Genomic DNA, 21033 nt, shown 5'->3' with positions numbered 1-21033 from the left:
TTCCGACGGGGCGTCACAAGGTCTCGGATTCATCAAATCCCGGAACAATGCACGGAGTTCCATCACGGAATGTGCCGTTTCACGGCGTGCGGGGCGATCTCAACTCCTCGAACTCTTTGGGGTTATGACGCGACTTTGCGTAACCTGACAGCCGACCGAAGGGTTTGTTTCAAGGGCGCGAGAAGGCCAACGCCACCTCTTGTGGGCGGATCGCGCAGTTCGGGGGGCATTGTGGCATATGCACAAGGAGGCTCGATGGCTCAGCAGGCACGACCAGCAGGAGCGAAAGTTCGCAAGCGGAACCATGCCTACATGGGCACTCTGGTTGCCGTGGCCTGCACGATGGTGGCCGCTTCCGGATGCAGTTCCGACAAGTCCTCGGACCCGAAGGCTGCCCCCTCGGCAACGGCTACGGCCAAGAAGCCGTCGGCCAAGCCGGCCGACCCCGCCGAGGCTGCCAAAGTCGAGGCCATCGCGACGTACAAGCGGTACTGGGAGGAAATGCAGCACCTCTACGCCGACAGCCACAACAACTTTGCCGGGCTGACGAAGTTCGCGGCAGGTCCCGCCCTGGAAGGGGCCAAGACGGACGCAAAGGGGATGCACGACAAGGGCAACCTCATCACCGGCACGGTCGTCGTCGGGAGACCCACCGTGACGACGATCGACGTCGACCGAAAGATTCCGAATGCCGTGATCTCAAGCTGCCTCGACATCACGCGCTGGAAGGTCGTCAAGGCCACAACGAACAAGGCCGTCCCGCTGCCGTCGGAGAGGCTGACTAAGTACCTCGTCGTCTCAACCGTCGAACGGTGGCCCGAAGGCTGGCGGGTCATCAAGGACGAGCCCCAGGGCAAGCCGTGCTGAGCCGGTGTCTGACCCTCGCCCTGTCCGTGGTGGCCCTGGCGGTCGCTGCCCCCGCCCATGCGCAGGAGAGCCCGGACGAGGGTGTGGAAGGCTGCGGACGCTACGTATGCGTCACCGCGAAGGAACAAGGGAAGACGGGCACCCGCGGCCCAGGATCTACGAAGACCGGGACCACACACAGTACGACGACGGGACCCAAGAATTCGGGCGGGGACACCAAGCCCACATGCACGTCGGCAAAGAAGCTTGACCCGCAGCCGCCGGCCTCAAGTGAGCTGTGGGAAGGCCATGACCCTTCCGAGGGTGGAGCCGTGTACGTGCGAAACTGCCCGGCCTTCATGGACGGGGGAGGATTGGCCATGATGCCCGAGGCGCTCTACGGCGGTCCCGACGGTCCGCCCGAACCCACGGTCGCGCCGGTCGTGCTCGCCCAGGTTGCCGTGGACAAGATGCTGCTCAAGGCCCCGGCGATCGGGATCACGCCGAAGCCTGGCGGCAAGGGCGTCGTGGGCATGCCGGTCTATATGTGGACGGCCAAGGGGCCCGAGACGTACGGGCCGAATACCGCGTCCGCGACGGCGGGGGCGGTGACCGTGTCGGCTACCGCGAGGGTCAGCAAGATCGTCTGGGCGATGGGTGACGGCACGACGGTCACCTGCACGACCGCGGGGACCCCGTACCGGGCGGAGTACGGCAAGAAGCCGTCCCCCGACTGCGGGCACCGCTACGCCTTGCCCTCTTCCACCCAGGGCTCCGGGAAGTACCACGTCACCGCGACGTCGACCTGGACGATCGACTGGGAGGGCGGCGGCCAGAGCGGCCAGCTCACCGAAGTCCGTGACAGCGCGGTGGACGTCACCGTCGCCGAGGTCCAGGTCCTCAACTAGCAGCCTTAGTGCACTGATCCGATATGAGAGGCAACACCCGCATGGAGTCCCCCGTCGCCGTGCCCCCCGCACCCCGAACCGGCGCGCCGACCCGCCCCGACGTGCCCATCACTACCACCGCACCGGTCAAGCGTGAGCGGCGCTGGTCGGTGACCGCCCTGTGCATCGTGCTCGCCGTCCTGTGCGGGCTGGGGGCAGCAGCGGCGGTCACCTCTGCGTCCGACCGGACCCAGGTGCTCGCTATCGCCCGCGACGTTCCTGCCGGTCAGGCACTCACCCAGGACGACCTGACGGTGGCCGAGGTATCGGCCGACGCACGCCTCTCGCCGGTGCCTGCTTCCGACCGGGCTTCCGTGATCGGGAAGCGTCCCGCCGTCGAGCTGCGCAAGGGCGGGCTGCTGACCGCCTCTCAACTGGCCGCCGGTACCGGGTTGGGTGACGACAAGCAGCAGGTCGGTGTGCAGGTCAAACGGGGCCAGGCCCCGGCAGGAGCACTGGCCCCCGGCGACAAGGTGCTGGCCGTCACCACCCCGGCCCCGGGTGAGCAGGCCGATCCGAAGGATGTCGAGGCGCCACCGACCTCGATCAAGGGGGTCGTGGTCTCCGTGTCCCGCCCGGACGCCTCGGGCACCATCGTGGTCAACCTGGCCGTGGCCACCAGCGACGGCCCGCTGCTGGCCACCCGTGCCTCGACCGGACGGATCGCCCTGGTCCGCGAACCGCGGAGCAACTGACCATGGCCGTGACCGCACTTGTATCCGCGAAGTCCTGCGGCGTCACCACCTCCGCGCTCGCCCTGACCCTGGCATCGAGGCGGCCCTCGCTGCTCGCCGAGTGCGACCCGGCCGGCGGCACCCTTCGAGCAGGGTTCCTCAACGGGGAGGCCGCCGCGGGGTTCGGGCTCTTCCACCTCGCCGCCGCCCAGCGCAGCGGCCCCGAAGCCTTGTCGAACGCGTTCGTCAATCACCTGTGGCCGCTGGACGAGGCCGGACACCGCAAGCTGCTGCCGGGCCTCACCGACCCGGCCCAGGCATCCGCGCTCGGGCTGACGTGGCCGCGGCTGTCCGAAGTACTGCACATCCTGTCCACGCAGGCCGGACACGATGTGGTGATCGACGCCGGGCGGCTCGCGCTGGACACCGGGCACCTGAACGAGACGCTGACACCCGCCCCCCTGATCCATCAGGCCGACCAGGTCCTCCTCGTGATCCGCAGCTCCGAGGCGTCCCTCGCGCTGGCCCGCCACATGATCGATCCCCTGCGCACCGAGCTACAGGAACGCGGATCAGGTCCCGACACGCTCGGTCTGCTCCTCATCGAGGACGGCCCCTACCGGGCGCACCAGGTCGGTGACGCGTTGAAGACGCCGGTGCTGGCGACCTTGCCGTGGGACCAGGTCACGGCCGAGTACTTCGCATCCGGGGGCCGGCCGCCGCGCGGGCATGCCCGCAGCCCTTTGCTGCGTCACGCCCGTACGGCGACCGAACAGATCGAGGCGGCGGTCTCGCGCCGCCGGATCCAGCAGGAGTACCCGGCCCGCCGGTGCAACCCGCAACTGGCCGGCGTGCTCCAGCACCTGGCCGGGCAACGAGGGGGCAACCGTGGCTGACACGCATCAGCGACCCGGGCCCGCGGCCCTGAACCCGCAACAGCTCGCTTCGCTGCTCTCCGGGCACCTCGGCCAGCACGCCGCCCCCTCCCCCGCTCCTCCCGCGCAGGCCCCAGCCAAGGCGGTCGCGGCCGACCCGGGCGCGGTGCCGCGTTTGGCCGGGCTTCCCGGTGAGCTGCCGGTGGGGTGGGAGGTGATCGAGGCGCTCCAGGGTGAGGTGTCGAAGGCGCTCAGCGCGGAGGACCCCGACAAGCACTTGGAGGAGGCCGACCGGCGTGCGCTGGCCCGGACGCTGGTGACCAGCAAGGTCGCGGAGTGGGCGACCAAGCACGCCCACGGCAACGTCCCGCTGACCGCCGAGCAGGAACGGGCGATCGGCACGGCGGTCTTTGACTCGATGTTCCGCGGCGGCCGGCTGCAGTCTCTGCTCGACGAGCCGGGGGTCGAGGACGTGATGGTCGACGGGCTGCGCGCCCATGTCGAGTACCACGACCGGCCCCGGCGCACGATCGAGAAGGTCGCCGACAGCCACGACGAGCTGATCACCTGGGTCAACCGGATGGCGCGGCTGTCCGGGCACGGCGAGCGGGCCCTGACGCAGGCCACGCCCATGGTCGGGTTCCGGATGCCTGACGGCTCCCGCGTCACCGCCTCGCTCCTCACCTCCCGGCCGTCCGTGGTCATCCGCCGCCATCGCATCCGCCAGCACGGCATCGCCGAGCTCGTCAGGTGGGGCTCGATCAACCCGGTGCTGGAGCGGTTCCTGACCGCGTGCGTCCACGCCCGGATGAACATCTTGGTCGTCGGCGACATGGGGGCGGGCAAGACGTCGCTGCTGCGTGCGCTGGGCCGCGAGATCCCACCCGCCGAGCGGCTCGTCACTCTGGAATCGGACCGCGAGCTCTACCTGGACGAGCCCGGCCCGAAGCCGGGCCCGGTCACCTTCGCGTTCGAGGCCAGGCAGTCCAACGGCGAGGTCCGCGCAGGCGACCGGGCCGGTGAAGTCAGCATCGCCGACATGTTCAGCACCGCGCTGCGCTACAACGCCACCCGGGTCATCGTCGGCGAGGTCCGCTCCACGGAGATCGTGCCGATGCTGAACGCCATGTCCTCCGGTGGGTCCGGCTCGATGTGCACGCTCCACGTCCGCCGTCCGCACGCGATCATCAGCCGCCTGGTCCAGCTGTGCACCGAGTCCGGCATGCAGACCGAGGCCGCCCACCACCTCATCGCGTCCTCGATCGACGTGGTTGTCTATCTGACCTACCTGGACGAGACCGCGATCGGCGGGAAGAAGCACCGGTTCGTCAGCAGCATCCACGAGGTCCACGACGTCGTCGGCGAAGGCGGAAGGCCCGTCACCACCGAGCTTTTCGCGCCCCAGGGCGGCGAACCGCGGGCGGTGTACAAGAACATGCCGTCGTTCATCGGCGACCTGGAGCGCACCGGGCTGCTGCGCCGGCAGTGGCTGACCGACAACCCGTACGGCGCCTGGCAGGAACCGCTTCAGACCGTGGGGGCCCGGTGAACACCTCACAGCTCTCGCTCGTCGCGGCCTGCTGCACCGTGCTGGCCCTGTTCGCCCTGTCCGCCGCGGTGCGCGAGTTCCGGGGCCGGACCCCGGATCCGGCCCAGCCGGCCTCCCACATGAGCGGGCGCCTCCAGCGGGCGAAGGCGGAGCTGCCGCTGGCGTGGCAGCAGCGCTGGCGGTACCTGCTCACCACGGCGGGTGTCACGGTGCTGGTGGTGTGGGCGTGGACGGGCTGGCCCGTGCACGGGCTGCTCGCCGGCGGCGCCGTTCTCGCCCTGCCGTACCTGCTGAACCCGGGTACGGCGGCAATGCAGCGGATCGAGCGCCTGGAGGCGCTCGGGCAGTGGCTCAACCACCTTGCCGGAATCCACCAGGCCGGCATCAGCCTCACCCAGACGATCCAGGCATCCGCGAAGGCCGCCCCCGCACCCATCGCCGGGAACGTGCGGGCCCTGGCCGAGCGGCTGCGCTCCGGGATGGAAGCGCACGACGCGTTCGCGCTGTTCGCGGACGAGCTGGCCGACGGTGTCAGCGACCACGTCGTGCTCCTGTGCCAGTCGCACGCCGTGTACAAGGGGCCCGGTCTGTCCGAGGCGCTGGAAGCGCTGGCGGCCACGATCCACCAGCAGGCGGCCGATGCCCGCGACGTGGAGGCCGACCGGGCGAAGGTCCGCAAGAGCGCGCGCCTAGTCTCGATCGTGATCTGCGTCGTCGTCGTGGGCTGCATGCTCAACGACGCCTGGTCCGGCTGGTACCAGTCCCCGCTCGGCCAGCTCGTCCTCGCCGGCCTCGGCGCAGCGTTCGCCTACACCCTGCGGTGGCTGCGGAGTATCGCCCGTACGAAGCCCGACCCGCGGCTGATCTCGCCGCTGCCCGCAGCCGATCACCTCGACCCGCTCACCTCTGGAGCCGCCCGATGATCCCGATGTCGGCTGTGGTGCCGGCGGCCGCGGCCGGTGTTCTGCTCGGTCTCGCCGTGCGGGCGGCGTTGCCTGCCCGCCGCGACCTGTCCTCGGTCCTTGACCGGCTGGACGCCTCCAAGACTGCGGGCCCGCTCCTGGCGACGGCCGCACCCACGGCTGGAGGCTCGCTGAGCGAACGCGTCGGGACCCGGCTCCTCGACGAGTTTGGCGGGCATCTCACGCTGCCCGTCAAGGACTTGAACCTGCTGCGGATCAGCCCAGCCGCGCACCTCGGCAAACGCTTCCTGTACGCGGTGTACGGACTGGTGCTGCCGCAGCTGGTCCAGGCGCTCCTGGCCGCGGCGGGCACGCCGTTCCCGTTCGCTCTCCCGGCGCTGTTCTCCCTGGTCATGGCCGCCCTGTTCTGGTTCTGGCCGGTCAAGGAAGTCGCCCGCGACGCGGCAGCGGCACGTCTCGTCGTCCGGCACGCGGCCGCCTCCTACCTGGAGCGCGTTGCGCTGGCCCGCATCGCGAACTCCGGGGCCGCCCAGGCTTTGACGCAGACCGCGGAAGTCGGCGACGGGTTCATCTTCGTGCGCATGCGTCAGGTCTTCCACGAGGCCGATCTCTCCGGAGTCACCGTCTGGGACGCCCTCAAGCAGCTCGGCGAAGAGCTCGACATCCCCGAGCTCTCCCGCCCCGCCGACACCCTGGCCCTGGCCGGTGACGGCGCGGCCGTCTACACCACCCTCCAGGCACAGGCCCGCCAGCTGCGGATCGCGCTGCTGTCGGACGCGAAGGCGCAGGCCAACGCGGCGAGCGCGGCGATGATCCTGCCGGTCACCTTCGGCGTGATCCTCATGCTCACCTTCGTCATGATCCCCGTCACCGTCACCATCCTCGGAAGCTGAGAGAGAAGGCACTCATGGACATCCAGACCTTGACCGTGTGGATTCGCAGCCACTACGCGGCGCTGAAGGCCGGCAAGGACTCCGGGCAGACCTCCGCCGAACTCGCCCTGATCGCGGGCGCGCTGCTGGTCGGCGCCGGTCTGCTGGTCCTCGCGATCCGGACCAAGCTCATGGAGAAGATCGGCATCATCAACGGCGGCTGACCACCTTGTCCGCACTCAGCACCGTCATCACGTCGAGAGGAGGATCTGTCAGTGCCCCGACTACCAGACGCCCGACCGACCGCCCGGGCTGCCCGGCGTGGCCGCCGGTTCGGGGGCGATCATGGTTTCGGGAGCGTGGAGTTCGCGGTCCTGGCCGTAGTCGTTCTCGCGCTGGTCTTCACCGCTCTCCAAGTAGGCCTGTACTACCACGCACGCAAAGTCGCACAGTCCGCCGCCCGTCAGGGTGTCGAGGCCGGGCGGCAGTTCGGCGCCGGTGAGGGCGACGGTGTCGCCCAGGCGCAGGAGTTCCTCGCCCGGTTCGGTGACAGCGTGCGCGGGGCGAGCGTGTCCTCGGCCGGCAGCAGCGCGCAGAGGATTCGCATCACGGTGCGGGGCAGCGTCGCCACGCTGGTTCCCGGCCTGACGCTGGACGTGGTCCAGCACGCCGATGGTCCTGTCGAACGCTGGAGCACCCCGTGACCTCCCACTCCCGCACCCGCATGTTCAGGCTGGCGGTCCGGGTACGAGGCGGTGACCGGGGCTCGTACGCGGTGGAGACCGCGATCCTCGCGCCCGTGATGATCGCCCTGATTCTGCTCATGATCGCGTTCGGGCGGGTGACCGACGCCGACGGTGCGGTGGACTCCGCGGCCCGGGCGGCGGCCCGGGCCGCGTCCCTTGAGCGTGACGCCAGCAGCGCCCAGGCTCAGGCACAGGCCGCTGCGGACCGCAGCCTGCAGGGCGAGGGCATCCAGTGCAGCACCTCCAGTGTGGTGGTCGACACCGGCGGCTACGCCCTCGATCTGGGCACCGAGGCGAACGTGACGGCCACCGTCGCCTGCACGGCCAGCCTCTCCGACATCGGTCTGCCCGGCCTGCCCGGCGCCAAGACGTTGACCGCGTCGTGGTCCAGCCCCATCGACACCTACCGGGGACGCCAGTGAACCTCTCTGCCCGCCGGCTCCTGGTGCGGTGGCATGCGGCCATGTCCGCCCGCCACCGGGACCGGGGGTCAATGTCCCTGTTCTTCGCCCTGGCCTCGCTCGCGATCCTGATGGTGATGGGGCTGCTCGTCGACGGCGGCGGCGCGCTGAACGCCGGGAACCGGGTGACGTCGCTGGCCCAGGAAGCCGCCCGCACCGCCGGACAGCAAATCGACCCCGCCCAGGCCATCGAAGGCACCGCCATCACGATCGATCCCGATGCCGCCGCCGGCGCCGTACAGGACTACCTCGCTGCCGCCGGTGTTCGAGGCGACGTGCAGATCACCGACAACGGACAGAGCCTGACCGTCACCGTCCACGACACCTACGACACGTACTTCGCGCAGCTCGTCGGCGTGGGATCCATCAGCGTCACCGGCACCGCGAAAGCCCATCTGCAGACCCAAGCTGGAGGCTGAGCCACACCATGGCCAACCGCTCCCCCGCCCCGCTGCGCGCAGCCGGCACCGTACTGCGGGCGCTGCTCGGCCTGTCCCTCCTGGCCGCCTTGGTCCTCGGCGCCCCCTTCCTGCTGCTCACGGTGGGCCACCAGCCCACCGAACTGCCCGGCGGCACAGAGCTGCTGACCCAGCAGGACGACGGGTCGCTGCTCCTGGTCGTCATGACCTGCATCGGCTGGGCCGCCTGGGCGGCTTTCGCCTTCTCCGTCCTGGTAGAACTCATCGCGGTCCTGCGCCGCCGGTCCGCTCCCCGCATCCGCGGCCTGGGCGGCATGCAGTCCCTCGCGAGCTTCCTGATCGGCGGCATCGTGCTCCTCGCCCCGACCGCCGCCTCTGCAGCCACGGTCGCACCCGCAGTCGCCGCGACCGTCTCCCACACCGACGGGCAGGGCGCCCACAACACCGGCGACACACCGGCGCCGCCCGTGGCGAAGTTGCAGCACACCGTCACCTCCGCCACCGAATCGCCATGGGAGCTCGCCCAGACCTACCTCGGCAGCGGACCACGCTGGAGGGACATCGCTGCCCTCAACCCCGACATCCCCGAACTCATCGCGGGCGACCAGTACCTCCCCCAGGGCGCCGTGCTTACCCTGCCCCAGGACGCTCGCCTTCCCGTACCGATAGCCTCCGCCTCCGAAACGGCGGATCGTCCCACGAGCACGATGCACCAGCAGGGCACCGCGGACGAAGAAGCAGCGACCACCTACACGGTCCGGCCTGGTGACTACCTATCGAAGATCGCCGAGACCGAACTCGGCGACGGTGACCGGTGGCCCGAGCTTTACGAGGCGAACAGGGGCAGCGAGCAGCCCTACGGGCATACCTTCACCGACCCGGACCGGATCTACCCCGGGCAGGAACTCGCCCTGCCCGGGACAGTCCGGCCCGACCAGCCCGGCGCCCGGACCGCCCCGGACCGGTCAACGACTTCGCGTACCGGCCAGCAGAACGCGCCGGAGACCAACGAACACCAGGCGACACCGACTCCAGAGAAGGAGCACGCCCAAGGCGCAACGCCCCGGGCCCAGCAGCCGCAGCAGAGTGAACCCGGTGCTGGGGCGGCCGGGGAGCAGACCCGGGAACCGACCCGGGCGGCGCCGACCGGGTCTACGGCCGCTGACCCGGGCCCGTCGCGGCCGGCTGCTCCGGAAGCCAACACGACACCGTCGGCGCCGACGCCCACCGAGTCCACGACGACGGCGGCGGCACCGGCGGGTGGGCAAGAGAAGGAGACGTCGGCGGCTGGCACGCGGGCCGGGAGGATCGGCCTGGGAGCGACAGGATTCCTGGCGGCGGCGCTGGTCGGGTCGCTGGCCTACCGCCGCATGATGCAGCAGCGCCGGCGGCGCCGCGGTCACCGCATCGCGATGCCCTCCGGGCGCACCGCCGAAACCGAGCGCGCCATGCGCAGCGTGGATGCCGGTGTGGAACTGGCACTGTTGGCCGATGCGCTGCGTACTGTCGCGCTGAACCTGGCCCAGGAGGGGCGGCCGCTGCCTGAGATCACTACCGTGCAGCTCGGCGCGCGAGGCGTGCGTCTGCACCTCGCCGAGGCGGTGGCGCCGGTGGCGCCGTTCACCGCCGCTCCGGATGAGAGTGCGCAGTGGTGGTGCCCGGCCGGGACACGGGAGCTGCTGCCGGCCGAGGAGCTGCGGGACGTCGACCCGCCGTTCCCGGCTCTGGCCGTCCTGGGCGAGGACGAGGACGGTGCGATCGTGCTCATCGACCTGGAGCACGTCGGTGCCCTGCACCTGACAGGTACCGGGCGCCTGGCGTTTCTGCGGACGTTGGCTCTGTCGCTGGCGCTGACCCCGCTGGCCGAACAGATCGAGATCGCTGTGGCGGGGGAAGACACAGCACCCGGGCTGTCCATGCTGGACGGCAACCGTGTCACCCCCTACCCCGATCTCGGCGACGCCGTACGGGTGCTGGAGCAGCACCAGGCCGGGCAGCAGCAGGTCCTGGGAGAGTTCGGGGAGGAGGGTTCGTTGTCCGTGGCGCGGGCATCCGAGGACCTCGTTGAGGAGCTGTGGCCGCTGGTCGTGCTCGCGGATCTCGACATGTGCCCGGACGGGGAGCAGAGCCAAGGGCGGTTGTGGCAGGTGCTGGAGGCGCCGGTGCGGTCCGCGATGGCGATTGTGACCAGTAGCACCGTGGCCCCGGACAGGGGTGGGGTGTGGTGCGTGGACACGGACGCCGGTGAGCTGACCGTCCCGGGCAGCGGGGTGCGGGTCAGGCTGGTCACCGTCACGGAAGAGGAGTACATCGACGTCCTGGAGCTCGGGCTCACAGCGGACTCCCCCACCGACCACCCGGGCCCACCGCTGGGGCCCCGGAACCTCATCCTGTTGCCCCGGCTGTGCCGTACTACAACGAAGAGCCGGCGTACACGGAAGCGGGCACCGACCCCGCGGGCGTCAGCGGCCCGGGCGGGAAGGGCGTGCGGGGGCCGGGTCTCCTGGTCGGGCTGGCCGATCTGGACGACGAACCCGACGCACCCGAGGAGCGTCCCGTCGACGAAGGCCCATCGGTCCATCAGGAGTCGGCTGCGCCTTTGGCTCCGTCGGCGGCCTCGTCGCCTGGCGAAGTCCTGCCCGCACTCGTCTCCACAGCCAAGGTCAGCGTCCGGCTGCCGCAGCCGATCGACGCGGGCGCGTCCGGGTCCGTCGAAGAAAGGACCGACATCCCCGCCAAGGCCTCAGCCGACGATGCCTACATCGACGCTGACGGCGATTCGGGCCCGCTGGTCTGTGTGCTCGGGCCGGTGGAGCTGAGGGGGGCGAGGGGTTCCGTTGCGTCGAACCGGCGCACTCTCGCTTTGGAGCTGACTGCATGGCTGGCCTTCCACCCTGGTGCCAACAGCCACCAGCTCGATGAAGTCATCGCTCCTTCCGGGCGCGTCACCCGGGCCACCCGCAACTCGCGCATCGGGGACGTTCGCAAGTGGCTCGGCACCAACCCAGCCGCCCCCGCTGACACCTTCTACCTGCCCCACATGAACCAGCAGCCGGACAAGCTCTACCGGCTGGACGGTGTGCGCTGCGACTGGGCAGAGTTCGAGCGCCTGGTCCATGAAAGCCACCGCACGGACGGCGCCGACGCTCAGCAGCTGCTCCGTGAGGCGCTGACCCTCGTCCGCGGCCGGCCGTTCGCGGGGATCCCGGCCCGCCGCTACACCTGGGCCGAGCCCCTGTGCCAGGACATGGTCTCCGCCATCGTCGACGCCGCGGACGACCTGGCCGCCCGGTGCCTGAAGATGGGTGATGCCCGCGGTGCGCTGTGGGCGGTGGCGCGGGGTCTGGACGCGGCGCGGGAGATGGAATGCCTGTGGCGGCACCGATTCCGGGCGTTGGCGATGCTCGGACAGTTCGACGATCTGGCGTCCGAAGTCCGGGAGCTGGACGCACTCGTACTGGACCTCGGAACCAGCGTGGAAGAGGCCACCGAAGAGCTGCTACGGCAGTTGGAATCCCACCGCTGACCCGGCTACGGCCCGGATTGGAATCCTGCACGGGGCACTGCACCTCTTCCCCGTAGCATTCCAACCCGGGCCGAGTTCTGTGCCGGCCAACCCTGCGGCGTCGCCGATTCCAACGCGTTCCACCCGCCGACCACGCCCGGCCGCTCACCCCACGAGGCACGCTCGTTCATTCGACCGAGCCCGGGCCATCCCACCGCCGGCCGCTGCGGCCTTCTCGGATGGAGGGTGGGTCAGCGCTGACCCGAACGCTGACCCACCGCTGACCCAAACGCTGACCCAGTTGGAAAATCGCAGGTCAGGGAGTTTTCCAACTGGGATATTCCAAGTCACTGCGGATTCCAGCACGGCCGGTTCCCTGCGCCGTCTCCCAGGCCGGGGCCTGGGTCATCGGCCGCCGAGAGACTGGAACGGTCCTTCGTGGGTGCGCCCACGGGGAGGGGCGGGCACCTCCTGGCACCCCAGTTGGAACGCCATCGAGTACCGCCCGGACATCGGGCAGCCGAGCTATTCCAACCGCGTTGGAACGGCCTCCCCTCCGTTGGAATTCTCAGCCTTGGACCTAACTCGGCATCGCGGCGGCATCGCTCCGCTTGATCTGTCCGATGTACTTGCGGACGGTCCCGACCGCGTATCCGGTCTGCTCAGCGAGCACCGGCGCGAGCGCGTTCGCGGACCGCTGCTGCTCCTCCGGCGACAGCTCCCGGTAGTGGTACTCCACGAGGGCAGGCCCCAGCAGCGGCACCGATGAGCCCGGCTCCTCCTCGGCCGACTGTCCGGGCTCCGGCTCCGGGAGCACCTCGCGCGTCTGCTCGGGACTCCCGGCCGGGGCCGGGATCCTCGCCTGTGCAGTGATCCGCGGAGCGGCGCCCGTCCGGTCGGCCGCCGTCCCGGTGTGAGTCCACGGCCCGTCCTCCTCGATCAGGGCGCCCTCACCGAACACCTCGGGCTCCGGCTCCCCGGGGGCTCGACGGCCGCCGAGGCGTGGCCGGCAACCGCAGCGGGCCGGTCTCTGCCATCGTCATGGTGCTCACTACCGGACGGAGCCGCCGATCGCGCCTCTACGTCCTCGTGCTCCAGGACGGACTGCATGTGGTTCCGGATGCCGTCCAGGACCGGGCCCAGCAGTGCCTCGGGGAGCGGGTCACCCGTGGCGTCCACAATTCCGTACTGCGCGAGGAAGGAGCTGAGCTGTACCGCGTCAGGGAAGCGGCCGAACTGGGCGAGGTAGCCCTGGACCGCGTCCCGGTAGTCAATGTCAGGCAGTGCCACGACGGACTGCTGCTCTTCCTGCTCCCCCGCGTCCACGAACTGCCGACCCGTCACGACCGGCGCGCTAGCCTCGATCTGCGAAGGCCCCGCGCCGCTTGAGCCCACCGGACGGCCGCCCACAGCAACATCCACGGCCGCGGCTGCCGTCACCGGCACCCGGTCGCTGTCGTTCACCACGCCCTCATCGGCCACTCCCGGAAGAGCCGGGGCCGGGGGGAGTAGGGCCGGTTCGATGCCGGCGGCGGCCAGGCCCGCGGGGCCGGTCTCGGCGAGCGGGACGCCGTACTTCGCGAGGCGCAGCGGCATCAGGGACTCGACGGGGGCCCGCCGCCGCCAGGCGCGGCCGTAGCGGGCCTGGAGGCGGGCCTGGTAGATCAGGCGGTCCTGCTCCAGCTTGATGACCTGCTCGTAGCTGCGGAGCTCCCACAGCTTCATCCGGCGCCAGAGCCGGAAGGTGGGGACCGGCGAGAGCAGCCACCGGGTGAGGCGGACGCCCTCCATGTGCTTGTCGGCCGTGATGTCCGCGATCCGGCCCACCGCGTGCCGGGCGGCCTCGACGGCGACGACGAAGAGGACGGGGATGACCGCGTGCATCCCGACGCCGAGCGGGTCGGGCCAGGCGGCGGCGCCGTTGAACGCGATCGTCGCGGCCGTCAGCAGCCAGGCCGTCTGGCGCAGCAGCGGGAACGGGATGCGCAGCCAGGTGAGCAGCAGGTCCAGGGCCAGCAGGACGCAGATGCCCGCGTCGATGCCGATCGGGAAGACCAGCGAGAAGTCCCCGAACCCCTTGCTCAGGGCCAGCTCGCGCACCGCGGCGTACGAACCGGCGAAGCCGATCGCGGCGATCAGCACCGCACCGGCCACGACCAGACCGATCAGGACTCGGTGGGTTCGGGTCAGCTGCATCATCCGATCACACTCTCATGTGGCCTGAACGGCCTGTGCTGCTGCTGGCCGACGAGCAGCAGATCGTCAGCGAAAAGTGATCGAGGTATTCGCCACCGAGCAGCCTGGCTGAAGGTTCACCGGACACGACCGAGTCCAACGCCACAACCGTTCACCAGTCGCGCAGAGAAGCAGTTGCAATCCAGCCTCCGGCAACCGCTGGGGCCTTCGTAGAACGCACTGGCTCGGCCACCCAGAGTTTGGGTGGCCGAGCCATGGCGCCGTTTCCAATGGAAACGGGGTCAAGTGCGGTCGGGGAAACCAATGCTGGACATCAGCTTCCGGTAGTCGACGGCCGGTACCGAGTTGGGGAGGAGGATGGGGAGGGGCAGCAGTCGTCGTACAGCTTCTTGGCGTCAGCGGAGTACCGGATGTAGGGCGTGAGGATGTCGCCGTATAGGAACTCTGCGAGCGCCGTGGCCTTCCTTGCTGATGCTTCGGTATAGCTGGCGGTGGGGGTCCCGGTGAGGATGAGGTGGTTGACCGTCGGGCGGGCGGGGACCGAGCGCCGAAGGCGGTTCTTCTCCCGGACGCGGTCGAGTTCCTCGAACAGGGGCACCAGCAGCTTGACGTCCTTCGGATCGGCGCGGACCGACGGGATGACGGAGTCGTCCTCGTCGAGCATGCGGATCACGGAGTAGACCATCTTCCCGTAGCTGGCCGGGAAGTCGAGCCAGAAGACGTCGTCCTCGTCGCCGTCGTAGCCGAGCAGGATCTCGGCGAACCAGTCTTGTCGGTCCGCGTCCTCGGCGATGGCGGTGTCCGCGCTGGACATCTCTTTGCAGCTGGGCACGAGGCGCAGGCCGGGGATGTAGGCGAAGGCGTCGTCGTCGTATCCGTCACCGATGCGGTAGCGCGCCGGGAGGGCGACCTCGTCCAACGTCGCGGTTCCGTGGATGAGGTCGAGGACGGTCTTGCGTCCCTTCATGGCCTCTTCGTCGTAGCCGAGGATTGTGGTCGTGGACCGGTTGGCGTCGAAGTCGAAGATGGTGCCCTGATACCCCCGCAGTGCCGCCTCGGTCGCCATGGAGGTGGCACTGGTGGTTTTGGTGGAGCCGCCGCACTCAAGGATGAAGGCGTAGATCTTGGGGTGGCGCCGCCCTCTGGGGCGAAAGCGGGGTTCGACTGTGCGTGTCACTCGGTCTCTCCTGTGGTGTCGAAGGCCAGCTCCTTCTTCTCCCACGCGGTGTCCGGGGTGTACTGGGCGTGCTCTTGGAGAAGGTGGAGGTAGCCGGTCTCGCGGGTTCCCCACGAGTGCCGGCGGGCGGCAGTGCGGAGCTCGGCGGCGGCGAGCGAGATGGCGAAGGCGGCGAGCCTTTGAAGTTCGCCGTCACCCGAGTCCTGGACTGCGTTGAAGTACGAGCTGGCGTTCTGGTCGTCGAGCCTGTGGCGTTCGGCGCGGCGGAGCCAGACCAGGGCGCGCTGCTGTGCGGCGGACTGCTGCTGCGGAGCGAGCAGTGCACCGGTCATGGCCTTGAGGAGAAGCTCGCTGTTGGCGGGGTCGCCAACGTCGGTGGTCTCCACGAGGAGCTGGCAGGCGGTGTCTCGGGCTGCCGCTGCAATCCTTCGGTCTTGCTCGTACTGGTCAGCCGACGGCTTGGGCTGTTCCTTCTTTGCCGTTGTCCGGGACTGGGGGGCGGCGTTTCCACTGGAAACGGCAGGCTTTCCTTCGGCCGGCTCGGTCTCAGTCTGCCGCTGCCGTGCGAGGATCTGCGCCTGCGCCTCAAGCGGCCGCATCCCGCCCTGCACTAGGGTCACGGCCTCCCGCTGATCCTCCGCACTCATCTTCTGGAGCTTTTCGGCAGTGCTCACAGCCAGGGTGCCGTTTCGGAGAGCTCCTTGGACCTCCGGCTCCAGCGCGAGGAGCTGCACTCGCTTCCACACGGTGCCCTTGGAAATGGCCCCCTTGGCGGTCTCGCCGACCTTCTGCGCGATTTGCTCGTACGACAGCCCGCTGCTTCGCAGGGCCACGTAGTGCTCGGCCTCTTCCAGCGGGCTGAGCTGTGCGCGCCGGAGGTTCTCAATCAGCGTGATGAGGCGGGCGTCCGCGACCTTGTCGTCCATCAGGACGCTCGGGATCATTTCCCAGCCCAGGGTTTGGACGGCGCGCCAGCGGTGCTCCCCGAAAAGGATGACGTTCGCAGCGGTGATGTTGTCGGCCGTCTCCGGGTAATGCGCGACCCAGATGTCCGCCGGGATGTGTGCGATGTTTTGGAGGAGGCCGACTTCTTGGATCGTGGCCGCAAGCTCCGCAACGCCCGACATTGCCCGCCGGTTGAACGGGTTGGGGCAGAGGTCTTTGGGGTGGAGCTCGACCACGTCGCCGCTACGGTCCTTCCCACCCCGATAGAACGCCGCTTCCTTCGATGGAGCCGCAGAGGGCTTGGTGCTCGTGCGCTTGGGCCTCGGAAGGGGGTTGGCAGCCATAGATTCTCCAGGACGACAGACGGTACGGCCAGAGACTAGCCGTTTCCGTTGGAAACGCTGATCCCCTCACGCAGCCGCGCGGGGATAGCTGGTCGTCTCGCCGAGCGGCCGGGGGCTGGCTCGTCGAAGAACCACCGGGCTCTATCCGGGGGTTGACGGAGAAGCATCCCCGCTCCGGGGCAGTGGATCGGACTGGCGTTTCCATTGAAAACGCCAGACGGACAGACCATCAAAGACGCCACAAAACAGAAAAAGCCCTGCCCCGGGGAACGGGGCAGGGCTTCGAGGGCGGTACGCAGCGGGCGGGCCTGGACAGGTTGCGGGCATCCCCTACGGAGGCTTCGAGCCAACTTGGTGTGTCAGGAGGCTGTGGTCGCGCGGAGGATGTCGGCGTGGTCAAACGCCAGGCGGTCCGGCAGGTGGTTCAGGGACCACCAGTGGGCAGTGCGGGCGTCGTCCCCGGCGACGATCGAGGCGCCCGCCGGGACGACGGCCGCGTAGGCGACGGTGACGTATCGACCACGCGGGTCACGGCCGGGCGCGTCCCAGACGCCGATCTGGCGCAGGTCGTCGGCGGCCACCAGGAGGCCGGTCTCCTCCTGCAGTTCGCGGGCGGCTGCGGCGCGGCTGGTCTCGCCGGGATCGACGTGTCCGCCGGGGCAGGGCCCACATCCCCTTGTGCGGGTCCCAGCCGCGCTGGATCAGCAGGACGTGGCCATCGGTACGGGTAACGACGATGTCGGCGGTGTAGCGGATGGTCTCGAACGTCTCGGTCACGGTTGTTGTCCTTTGGTCGGTGGGTTGTTGTGGGTGGTGGGCTCAGGCGTGGTCGTCGCGGCGGCTGCGTCCGGTGTTGCTGTCGGAGGCGAACCGGCCGGTCCGGGCCTCAGCGGGATTCGCGGCGATCCAGGCTTCAGCGCAACTTTTGTGCGCTGGCTCGCCAGTGTGGGAGCGCAGCGGTGTGGGGGTGCCGCACAGGGTGCAGGGGTGGTCCTGTCGGCGGTCGTAATGCCGGGGGTCGCGCCAGTCGAGGAGGCCGCCGGGGAGCGGGATGGGGCCCGGCTCCCACAGCGGGCTCTTGGAGCGGGTGCGGGTCACGGCCGGAACGCGGGCAGCTGCTGGAGGACCTGGTCGACGAGATCCTCCGTGGGGCGCCAGGGCCCGAGTTGCCCGCGCGCCGGGATCGGCAGGGGCAGCTCTTGGATGTCGGCGAGCACCAGGTGCCAGGCATCTGGTTGGGCCCACTCGGAACAGAACGTGGAGCGGTCCGGGTCCTGGTGGCAGTCGGTGATCCGGGCGATGCCAATGACCGCGCCGGTGGTGAGTTCGCGGTGTCGGATCGTGCGGGCGACCAGCGGGATGCGCAGGGAGTGGCGGTCGGTCTGCTGTCCCGCGTGCAGGAGGACCCATCCCGGTTGCCAGGGCCGGGGGCGGTTCTCCACGTCTTTTCCGGCGAGGATGCAGGTTGCCCAGGGCTGACGGATGGTGATGCCGCGGATCCAGTCGCCAGCGGGCAGCGGGGTGGGGATCACGCGGCTCGCCCCTTGAGGTTGGTACCCGGCCGTCCAGCGCGGCGGCCGTTCACCGACGGGACAGCGGCGTGGGAACGGTCAGCGAGGAACACGCGGCCGCTGTGCTTGCCCTCGTACATAGCTGCGTCGGCGGCGCGCATCAGGGTCGGCAGGTCGGTGGCTGCGACGGCGGCCGGGGTGGCTGCGCCCAGCGAGACGCCCAGGGGCAGCAGCCCGTCCTCGTACGGGACGGGGCGGGACATGAGGCGGGCGAGGTGCTCCAGGCGCAGCCCTTGGTGTCGGGGCTTGATGCGGGCCAGGGCGGCGAACTCGTCGCCGCCGAGGCGGCCAACGACGCCGCGGGGCCCGGACCACTCGGTGAGCCGGGTGCCGATCGCTGCGAGTGCGGCGTCGCCCGCCGCATGCCCGTACGTGTCGTTCAGGGCCTTGAACCTGTCGGCGTCCGCGAGGACCAGGACGACGTCACCGGGGTGACGGTCCACGAGGCGCTGCGCGCGGACGGTGAACTCTGTGCGGCGCCAGGCCCCGGTGAGGGGGTCGCGGTTGGCCTGGGTGAGGCGGTGGTGCAGGACGGTGCTGTGGAGGGTCCATCCGGCCAGGGGGAGGGCCATGGCGGTGATGTGCAGGGCCTTACGCGGTAACAGCGCGGTGGTCATACTGAGGTTTCCTTCTCGTCTGCGGTACGGGAGGGGACAGCCCGGGAGCGCCGTGTCAGCGGTGGTCCCGGGTATTTGCGTTGCGGGTCAGAACGGGGGAGTCGCTCAGGTCATAGGCGGAGGCCGGTGCGCAGAGCTCGTAGGTTTGGGGCTGGTCCACCTGTTGGGGTTCGTCCAGCGGCAGGTAGTCGCGGCGGGCCGGTCGGGCTTCCAGCCGGGCCGGTTTCCGCGGGCGCCTCTTCCGTGGGTTGAGGGGCCACCGCGACCGCCCCGAGACCGTGCGGGGTCCGGGGCGGCACGGAGCGCGCTCAACTCAGGTGAGGGTCAGTTGGCTGATGCGATGGCGGAGCGCAGGTGCGTGCGCGCCTGCGCCAGGAGCGTGTGCTGCTCGTCGGCCGGGCTGGTCAGCGCCTCGGTGAGGTGGTCGGCAGCGTGGTGCAGGTCGTCGCTGGCGTCCTCGTGGTGGGGGAGGCGGGAGTCGGTCAGGAGGTCGCGGACCTCTTCGACCAGGTCGATGAACTGGGTCGGGGTGAGGCTGCGCGTCGGCAGGCGGCCGGTGAGGGCTGCGAGGTCCGTGCTGAAGCACGCGTCGAGCGCGGCGAGGGTGTCGGTTTGGACGGCCATGAGGGCTTCCTTGTCAGAAGTCGAGCCGGATGGTGATGGAGGGCGCGGCGGTCGCCTGAGTCGCGGTGGGGGTGCGGCCTGTCGGCGGCGCGGCTTGCCGGCCCTGGCCCCGGGCCGACTGGCGGTCGGCGAGTGCGAGGAGTTCCAGGGCGAGTTCCGGGGCGGACAGGATGGTGCGCAGGATCGAGGTGATTCCGTCGCGCTCGATGGGGTTCAGCCGGTCCCACACGGCGTGGGCGTCGCTGTGTGTGTCGATGGCCTTCAGGTAGTCGGCCTCGGTGGTGGCTGTGTTCTGGGCGCCGCACCGCCCGCACCGGAAGACGGCCTGGTCCCACCCGCACTCGGGGGCGTTGGTGCTCATGCGCTGATCGCCTCCAGGGCCTGGGCCTCAAGGTCGGCGCGCCCGTCGGGGTCGTCGTCCCAGCCCTGGTAGTGGTCGTCGGCCTCCTGGTCGACGTCGTCGGGGCCGCCATGGGTGGTGCAGATGATGTCCGGGTCGTTGTCCATCGCGCCGGTCAGCGCCTTGTGCAGGTCGATGACCGAGTAGACCGGCGCCCACGCCTGCCCGGCGCACTCGGGGTCCGTGGGGCAGGGCAGTAGGACGTCGAAGGAGAAGTCGCCCACGCCGTCGACGTCTTCGCGCAGTGCCAGGGTGAGGGTCTGCTGTCCGAGGCGGAGCTCCGCGACGCGGTTGCCGCCCGCCAGGTCCGAGCCGGGCCGCCACCGCCACAGCGGCAGGATCTCCGGGCCGAAGAACCTGCGAGCCAGCCACAGGTCGCCCAGGCCGTCGCTGCCGTCGCACCCGAGGTCGGCCTTCCGGGCCTGGGAGAGCCGGTTGAGGTACGGCTCCAGGCGGTTCAGGGCGTCAGCGAAGATGACCGTGTTGAAGCCTTCGGCCGTGAGTCGCTGGTGCGAGTGGACCATGGCCCGGTGCTGGGAGCGGACGATGTCCTCTGGCACGCGCCGGCTGTCCGGACGCAGGCTCTGCCGCTGAAGGCACACGGTCAGCGGCGTGGCGACGATGACCGCGACAGTCGGCATGCCGTGCCGCTTGGCGGCCGTCACCAGCTCCATCCGCACGGTCTCTTCGACGTTGGTGGCGTCGATGACCGTGTTGAGCTTGCGGGCCATCCGGCGCTCCAGAATCAGCTTGAGGATGTCGGCGGCGTCGCCGGTCGCCTCTTGGTTGCCGGGCTCGTCGCTGACCGTGCCGCGCAGGGCGTCGAGGGAGAGGACCTGGGAGGACGGCCAGGTGCGGGCCAGTGTGGACTTGCCTGCACCGGAGGCGCCGATCAGCACGATCAGCCCGTGTTCGGGCAGGTCCGGGTAAAGCACCGAGGTCATGCGGGGTCTCCTTGCGGGTGAAGGGAGCGGGCTGCCTGGGTCAGGCGGGGCCCGGCGGTGTCGGTGAGCAGGGCGGCGGCCTCGTGCAGGGGGCAGGAGGCGTCACCATCGCGGTCGGGCTCGATCTGTTCCGCTCTGCGAGCGGCGGTGGTGAGCAGCTGCGCGAGGGCGGGGACGAGGCCGATGGGGACGTCGGTGTCCTCTTGGAGCTCGCGCAGGATCGCGGCGAGCTCCTGCTGGTCGACATCGTCGGCCTTGAGGTCGTCCTCGATCTGCTGGAGGGCCAGCGAGACGATTCCGGCCGCGGCGCGGACGCGCTCCAGGCGGGTGCGGTTCACCGGCGGGCGCCGGGGCGGGTGGTGAGGGTCAGATGGTGCATGCTGAGGTTCTCCTGATCT

24 protein-coding genes and 1 pseudogene are annotated in these 21033 nt (G+C 70.0%); 13 read left to right on the top strand and 12 right to left on the bottom strand.

What is annotated here, in order from left to right:
• The first annotated feature begins 255 nt into the window (after positions 1-255).
• The 13 genes from NEH16_RS33005 to NEH16_RS32945 all read left to right on the top strand — a co-directional run bounded on the left by NEH16_RS33005 (position 256) and on the right by NEH16_RS32945 (position 11838).
• Positions 256-867 (top strand): hypothetical protein, encoded by a 612-nt coding sequence (locus NEH16_RS33005; protein WP_265546854.1) that lies wholly within the window; start codon positions 256-258, stop codon positions 865-867.
• 359 nt (positions 868-1226) lie between these two features.
• Entirely contained in the window at positions 1227-1754 is a 528-nt protein-coding gene (locus tag NEH16_RS33000) for an ATP/GTP-binding protein (protein ID WP_265546851.1), read from the top strand.
• 23 nt (positions 1755-1777) lie between these two features.
• Positions 1778-2488: an SAF domain-containing protein gene (locus NEH16_RS32995; RefSeq protein ID WP_265546847.1), complete on the top strand. Its 711-nt coding sequence runs from the start codon at positions 1778-1780 to the stop codon at positions 2486-2488.
• A gap of 2 nt (positions 2489-2490) precedes the next feature.
• The gene (locus tag NEH16_RS32990) at positions 2491-3363 is read left to right on the top strand and encodes a hypothetical protein (RefSeq protein ID WP_265546846.1); all 873 of its coding nucleotides are present in this window, start codon (positions 2491-2493) and stop codon (positions 3361-3363) included.
• Positions 3356-4891, top strand: coding sequence for a CpaF family protein (locus NEH16_RS32985; RefSeq protein ID WP_265546845.1), 1536 nt, complete (start codon positions 3356-3358; stop codon positions 4889-4891). Before NEH16_RS32990 ends, NEH16_RS32985 begins: the two co-directional genes overlap by 8 nt.
• Positions 4888-5814, top strand: a complete 927-nt coding sequence (locus NEH16_RS32980; protein WP_265546842.1) for a type II secretion system F family protein — start codon at positions 4888-4890, stop codon at positions 5812-5814. The genes NEH16_RS32985 and NEH16_RS32980 overlap by 4 nt, the downstream gene beginning before the upstream one ends.
• Before the next feature lie 5 nt (positions 5815-5819).
• Positions 5820-6707 (top strand): type II secretion system F family protein, encoded by an 888-nt coding sequence (locus NEH16_RS32975; protein WP_265546841.1) that lies wholly within the window; start codon positions 5820-5822, stop codon positions 6705-6707.
• A 14-nt stretch (positions 6708-6721) separates the two neighbouring features.
• Positions 6722-6910 carry a hypothetical protein gene (locus tag NEH16_RS32970; protein WP_265546839.1) on the top strand — a complete coding sequence of 63 codons (189 nt, stop codon included), beginning with the start codon at positions 6722-6724 and terminating at the stop codon, positions 6908-6910.
• Between the two features lie 135 nt (positions 6911-7045).
• The gene (locus NEH16_RS32965) at positions 7046-7390 is read left to right on the top strand and encodes a TadE/TadG family type IV pilus assembly protein (RefSeq protein ID WP_265546838.1); all 345 of its coding nucleotides are present in this window, start codon (positions 7046-7048) and stop codon (positions 7388-7390) included.
• Complete coding sequence (locus NEH16_RS32960; protein ID WP_308286075.1) at positions 7387-7854, top strand: TadE/TadG family type IV pilus assembly protein; 468 nt, start codon at positions 7387-7389, stop codon at positions 7852-7854. Before NEH16_RS32965 ends, NEH16_RS32960 begins: the two co-directional genes overlap by 4 nt.
• A 71-nt stretch (positions 7855-7925) precedes the next feature.
• Complete coding sequence (locus tag NEH16_RS32955) at positions 7926-8312, top strand: pilus assembly protein TadG-related protein (RefSeq protein ID WP_265546836.1); 387 nt, start codon at positions 7926-7928, stop codon at positions 8310-8312.
• An 8-nt stretch (positions 8313-8320) separates the two neighbouring features.
• Positions 8321-11131: a LysM peptidoglycan-binding domain-containing protein gene (locus NEH16_RS32950; protein ID WP_265546834.1), complete on the top strand. Its 2811-nt coding sequence runs from the start codon at positions 8321-8323 to the stop codon at positions 11129-11131.
• Positions 11132-11175: 44 nt separating this feature from the next.
• Entirely contained in the window at positions 11176-11838 is a 663-nt protein-coding gene (locus tag NEH16_RS32945) for an AfsR/SARP family transcriptional regulator (RefSeq protein WP_265546832.1), read from the top strand.
• Between the two features lie 559 nt (positions 11839-12397).
• On the opposite strand, the gene NEH16_RS32940 is transcribed toward NEH16_RS32945, so the two are convergent.
• The 12 genes and pseudogenes from NEH16_RS32940 to NEH16_RS32885 form a co-directional block, all read right to left on the bottom strand.
• A complete protein-coding gene (locus tag NEH16_RS32940; RefSeq protein WP_265546830.1) occupies positions 12398-12778 on the bottom strand; it encodes a hypothetical protein in 381 nt (126 codons plus the stop codon).
• Positions 12757-14013 carry a DUF2637 domain-containing protein gene (locus NEH16_RS32935; RefSeq protein ID WP_265546828.1) on the bottom strand — a complete coding sequence of 419 codons (1257 nt, stop codon included), beginning with the start codon at positions 14011-14013 and terminating at the stop codon, positions 12757-12759. Before NEH16_RS32935 ends, NEH16_RS32940 begins: the two co-directional genes overlap by 22 nt.
• A 313-nt stretch (positions 14014-14326) precedes the next feature.
• On the bottom strand, positions 14327-15079 hold the full coding sequence (locus NEH16_RS32930) for a ParA family protein (RefSeq protein ID WP_265546826.1): 753 nt from the start codon (positions 15077-15079) through the stop codon (positions 14327-14329).
• A gap of 107 nt (positions 15080-15186) precedes the next feature.
• Positions 15187-16479, bottom strand: a complete 1293-nt coding sequence (locus NEH16_RS32925) for a ParB/RepB/Spo0J family partition protein (protein ID WP_265546824.1) — start codon at positions 16477-16479, stop codon at positions 15187-15189.
• A gap of 359 nt (positions 16480-16838) precedes the next feature.
• Positions 16839-17256: pseudogene (locus NEH16_RS32920) on the bottom strand (NUDIX domain-containing protein).
• 42 nt (positions 17257-17298) lie between these two features.
• Positions 17299-17577 carry a hypothetical protein gene (locus NEH16_RS32915; RefSeq protein ID WP_265546823.1) on the bottom strand — a complete coding sequence of 93 codons (279 nt, stop codon included), beginning with the start codon at positions 17575-17577 and terminating at the stop codon, positions 17299-17301.
• Positions 17574-18008 (bottom strand): hypothetical protein, encoded by a 435-nt coding sequence (locus tag NEH16_RS32910; RefSeq protein WP_265547485.1) that lies wholly within the window; start codon positions 18006-18008, stop codon positions 17574-17576. The genes NEH16_RS32915 and NEH16_RS32910 overlap by 4 nt, the downstream gene beginning before the upstream one ends.
• A complete protein-coding gene (locus NEH16_RS32905) occupies positions 18008-18667 on the bottom strand; it encodes a GGDEF domain-containing protein (protein WP_265546821.1) in 660 nt (219 codons plus the stop codon). Before NEH16_RS32905 ends, NEH16_RS32910 begins: the two co-directional genes overlap by 1 nt.
• A gap of 324 nt (positions 18668-18991) precedes the next feature.
• The gene (locus tag NEH16_RS32900; protein WP_265546819.1) at positions 18992-19291 is read right to left on the bottom strand and encodes a hypothetical protein; all 300 of its coding nucleotides are present in this window, start codon (positions 19289-19291) and stop codon (positions 18992-18994) included.
• A 13-nt stretch (positions 19292-19304) separates the two neighbouring features.
• Positions 19305-19652, bottom strand: coding sequence for a hypothetical protein (locus NEH16_RS32895; protein WP_265546818.1), 348 nt, complete (start codon positions 19650-19652; stop codon positions 19305-19307).
• On the bottom strand, positions 19649-20635 hold the full coding sequence (locus NEH16_RS32890) for an ATP-binding protein (RefSeq protein ID WP_265546816.1): 987 nt from the start codon (positions 20633-20635) through the stop codon (positions 19649-19651). Before NEH16_RS32890 ends, NEH16_RS32895 begins: the two co-directional genes overlap by 4 nt.
• Positions 20632-20973: a hypothetical protein gene (locus tag NEH16_RS32885; RefSeq protein ID WP_265546815.1), complete on the bottom strand. Its 342-nt coding sequence runs from the start codon at positions 20971-20973 to the stop codon at positions 20632-20634. Before NEH16_RS32885 ends, NEH16_RS32890 begins: the two co-directional genes overlap by 4 nt.
• Positions 20974-21033: the final 60 nt, after the last annotated feature.

Source organism: Streptomyces drozdowiczii (assembly GCF_026167665.1).
Classification (GTDB): domain Bacteria; phylum Actinomycetota; class Actinomycetes; order Streptomycetales; family Streptomycetaceae; genus Streptomyces; species Streptomyces drozdowiczii_A.
This window is presented reverse-complemented; position numbering and strand designations above follow the sequence as displayed.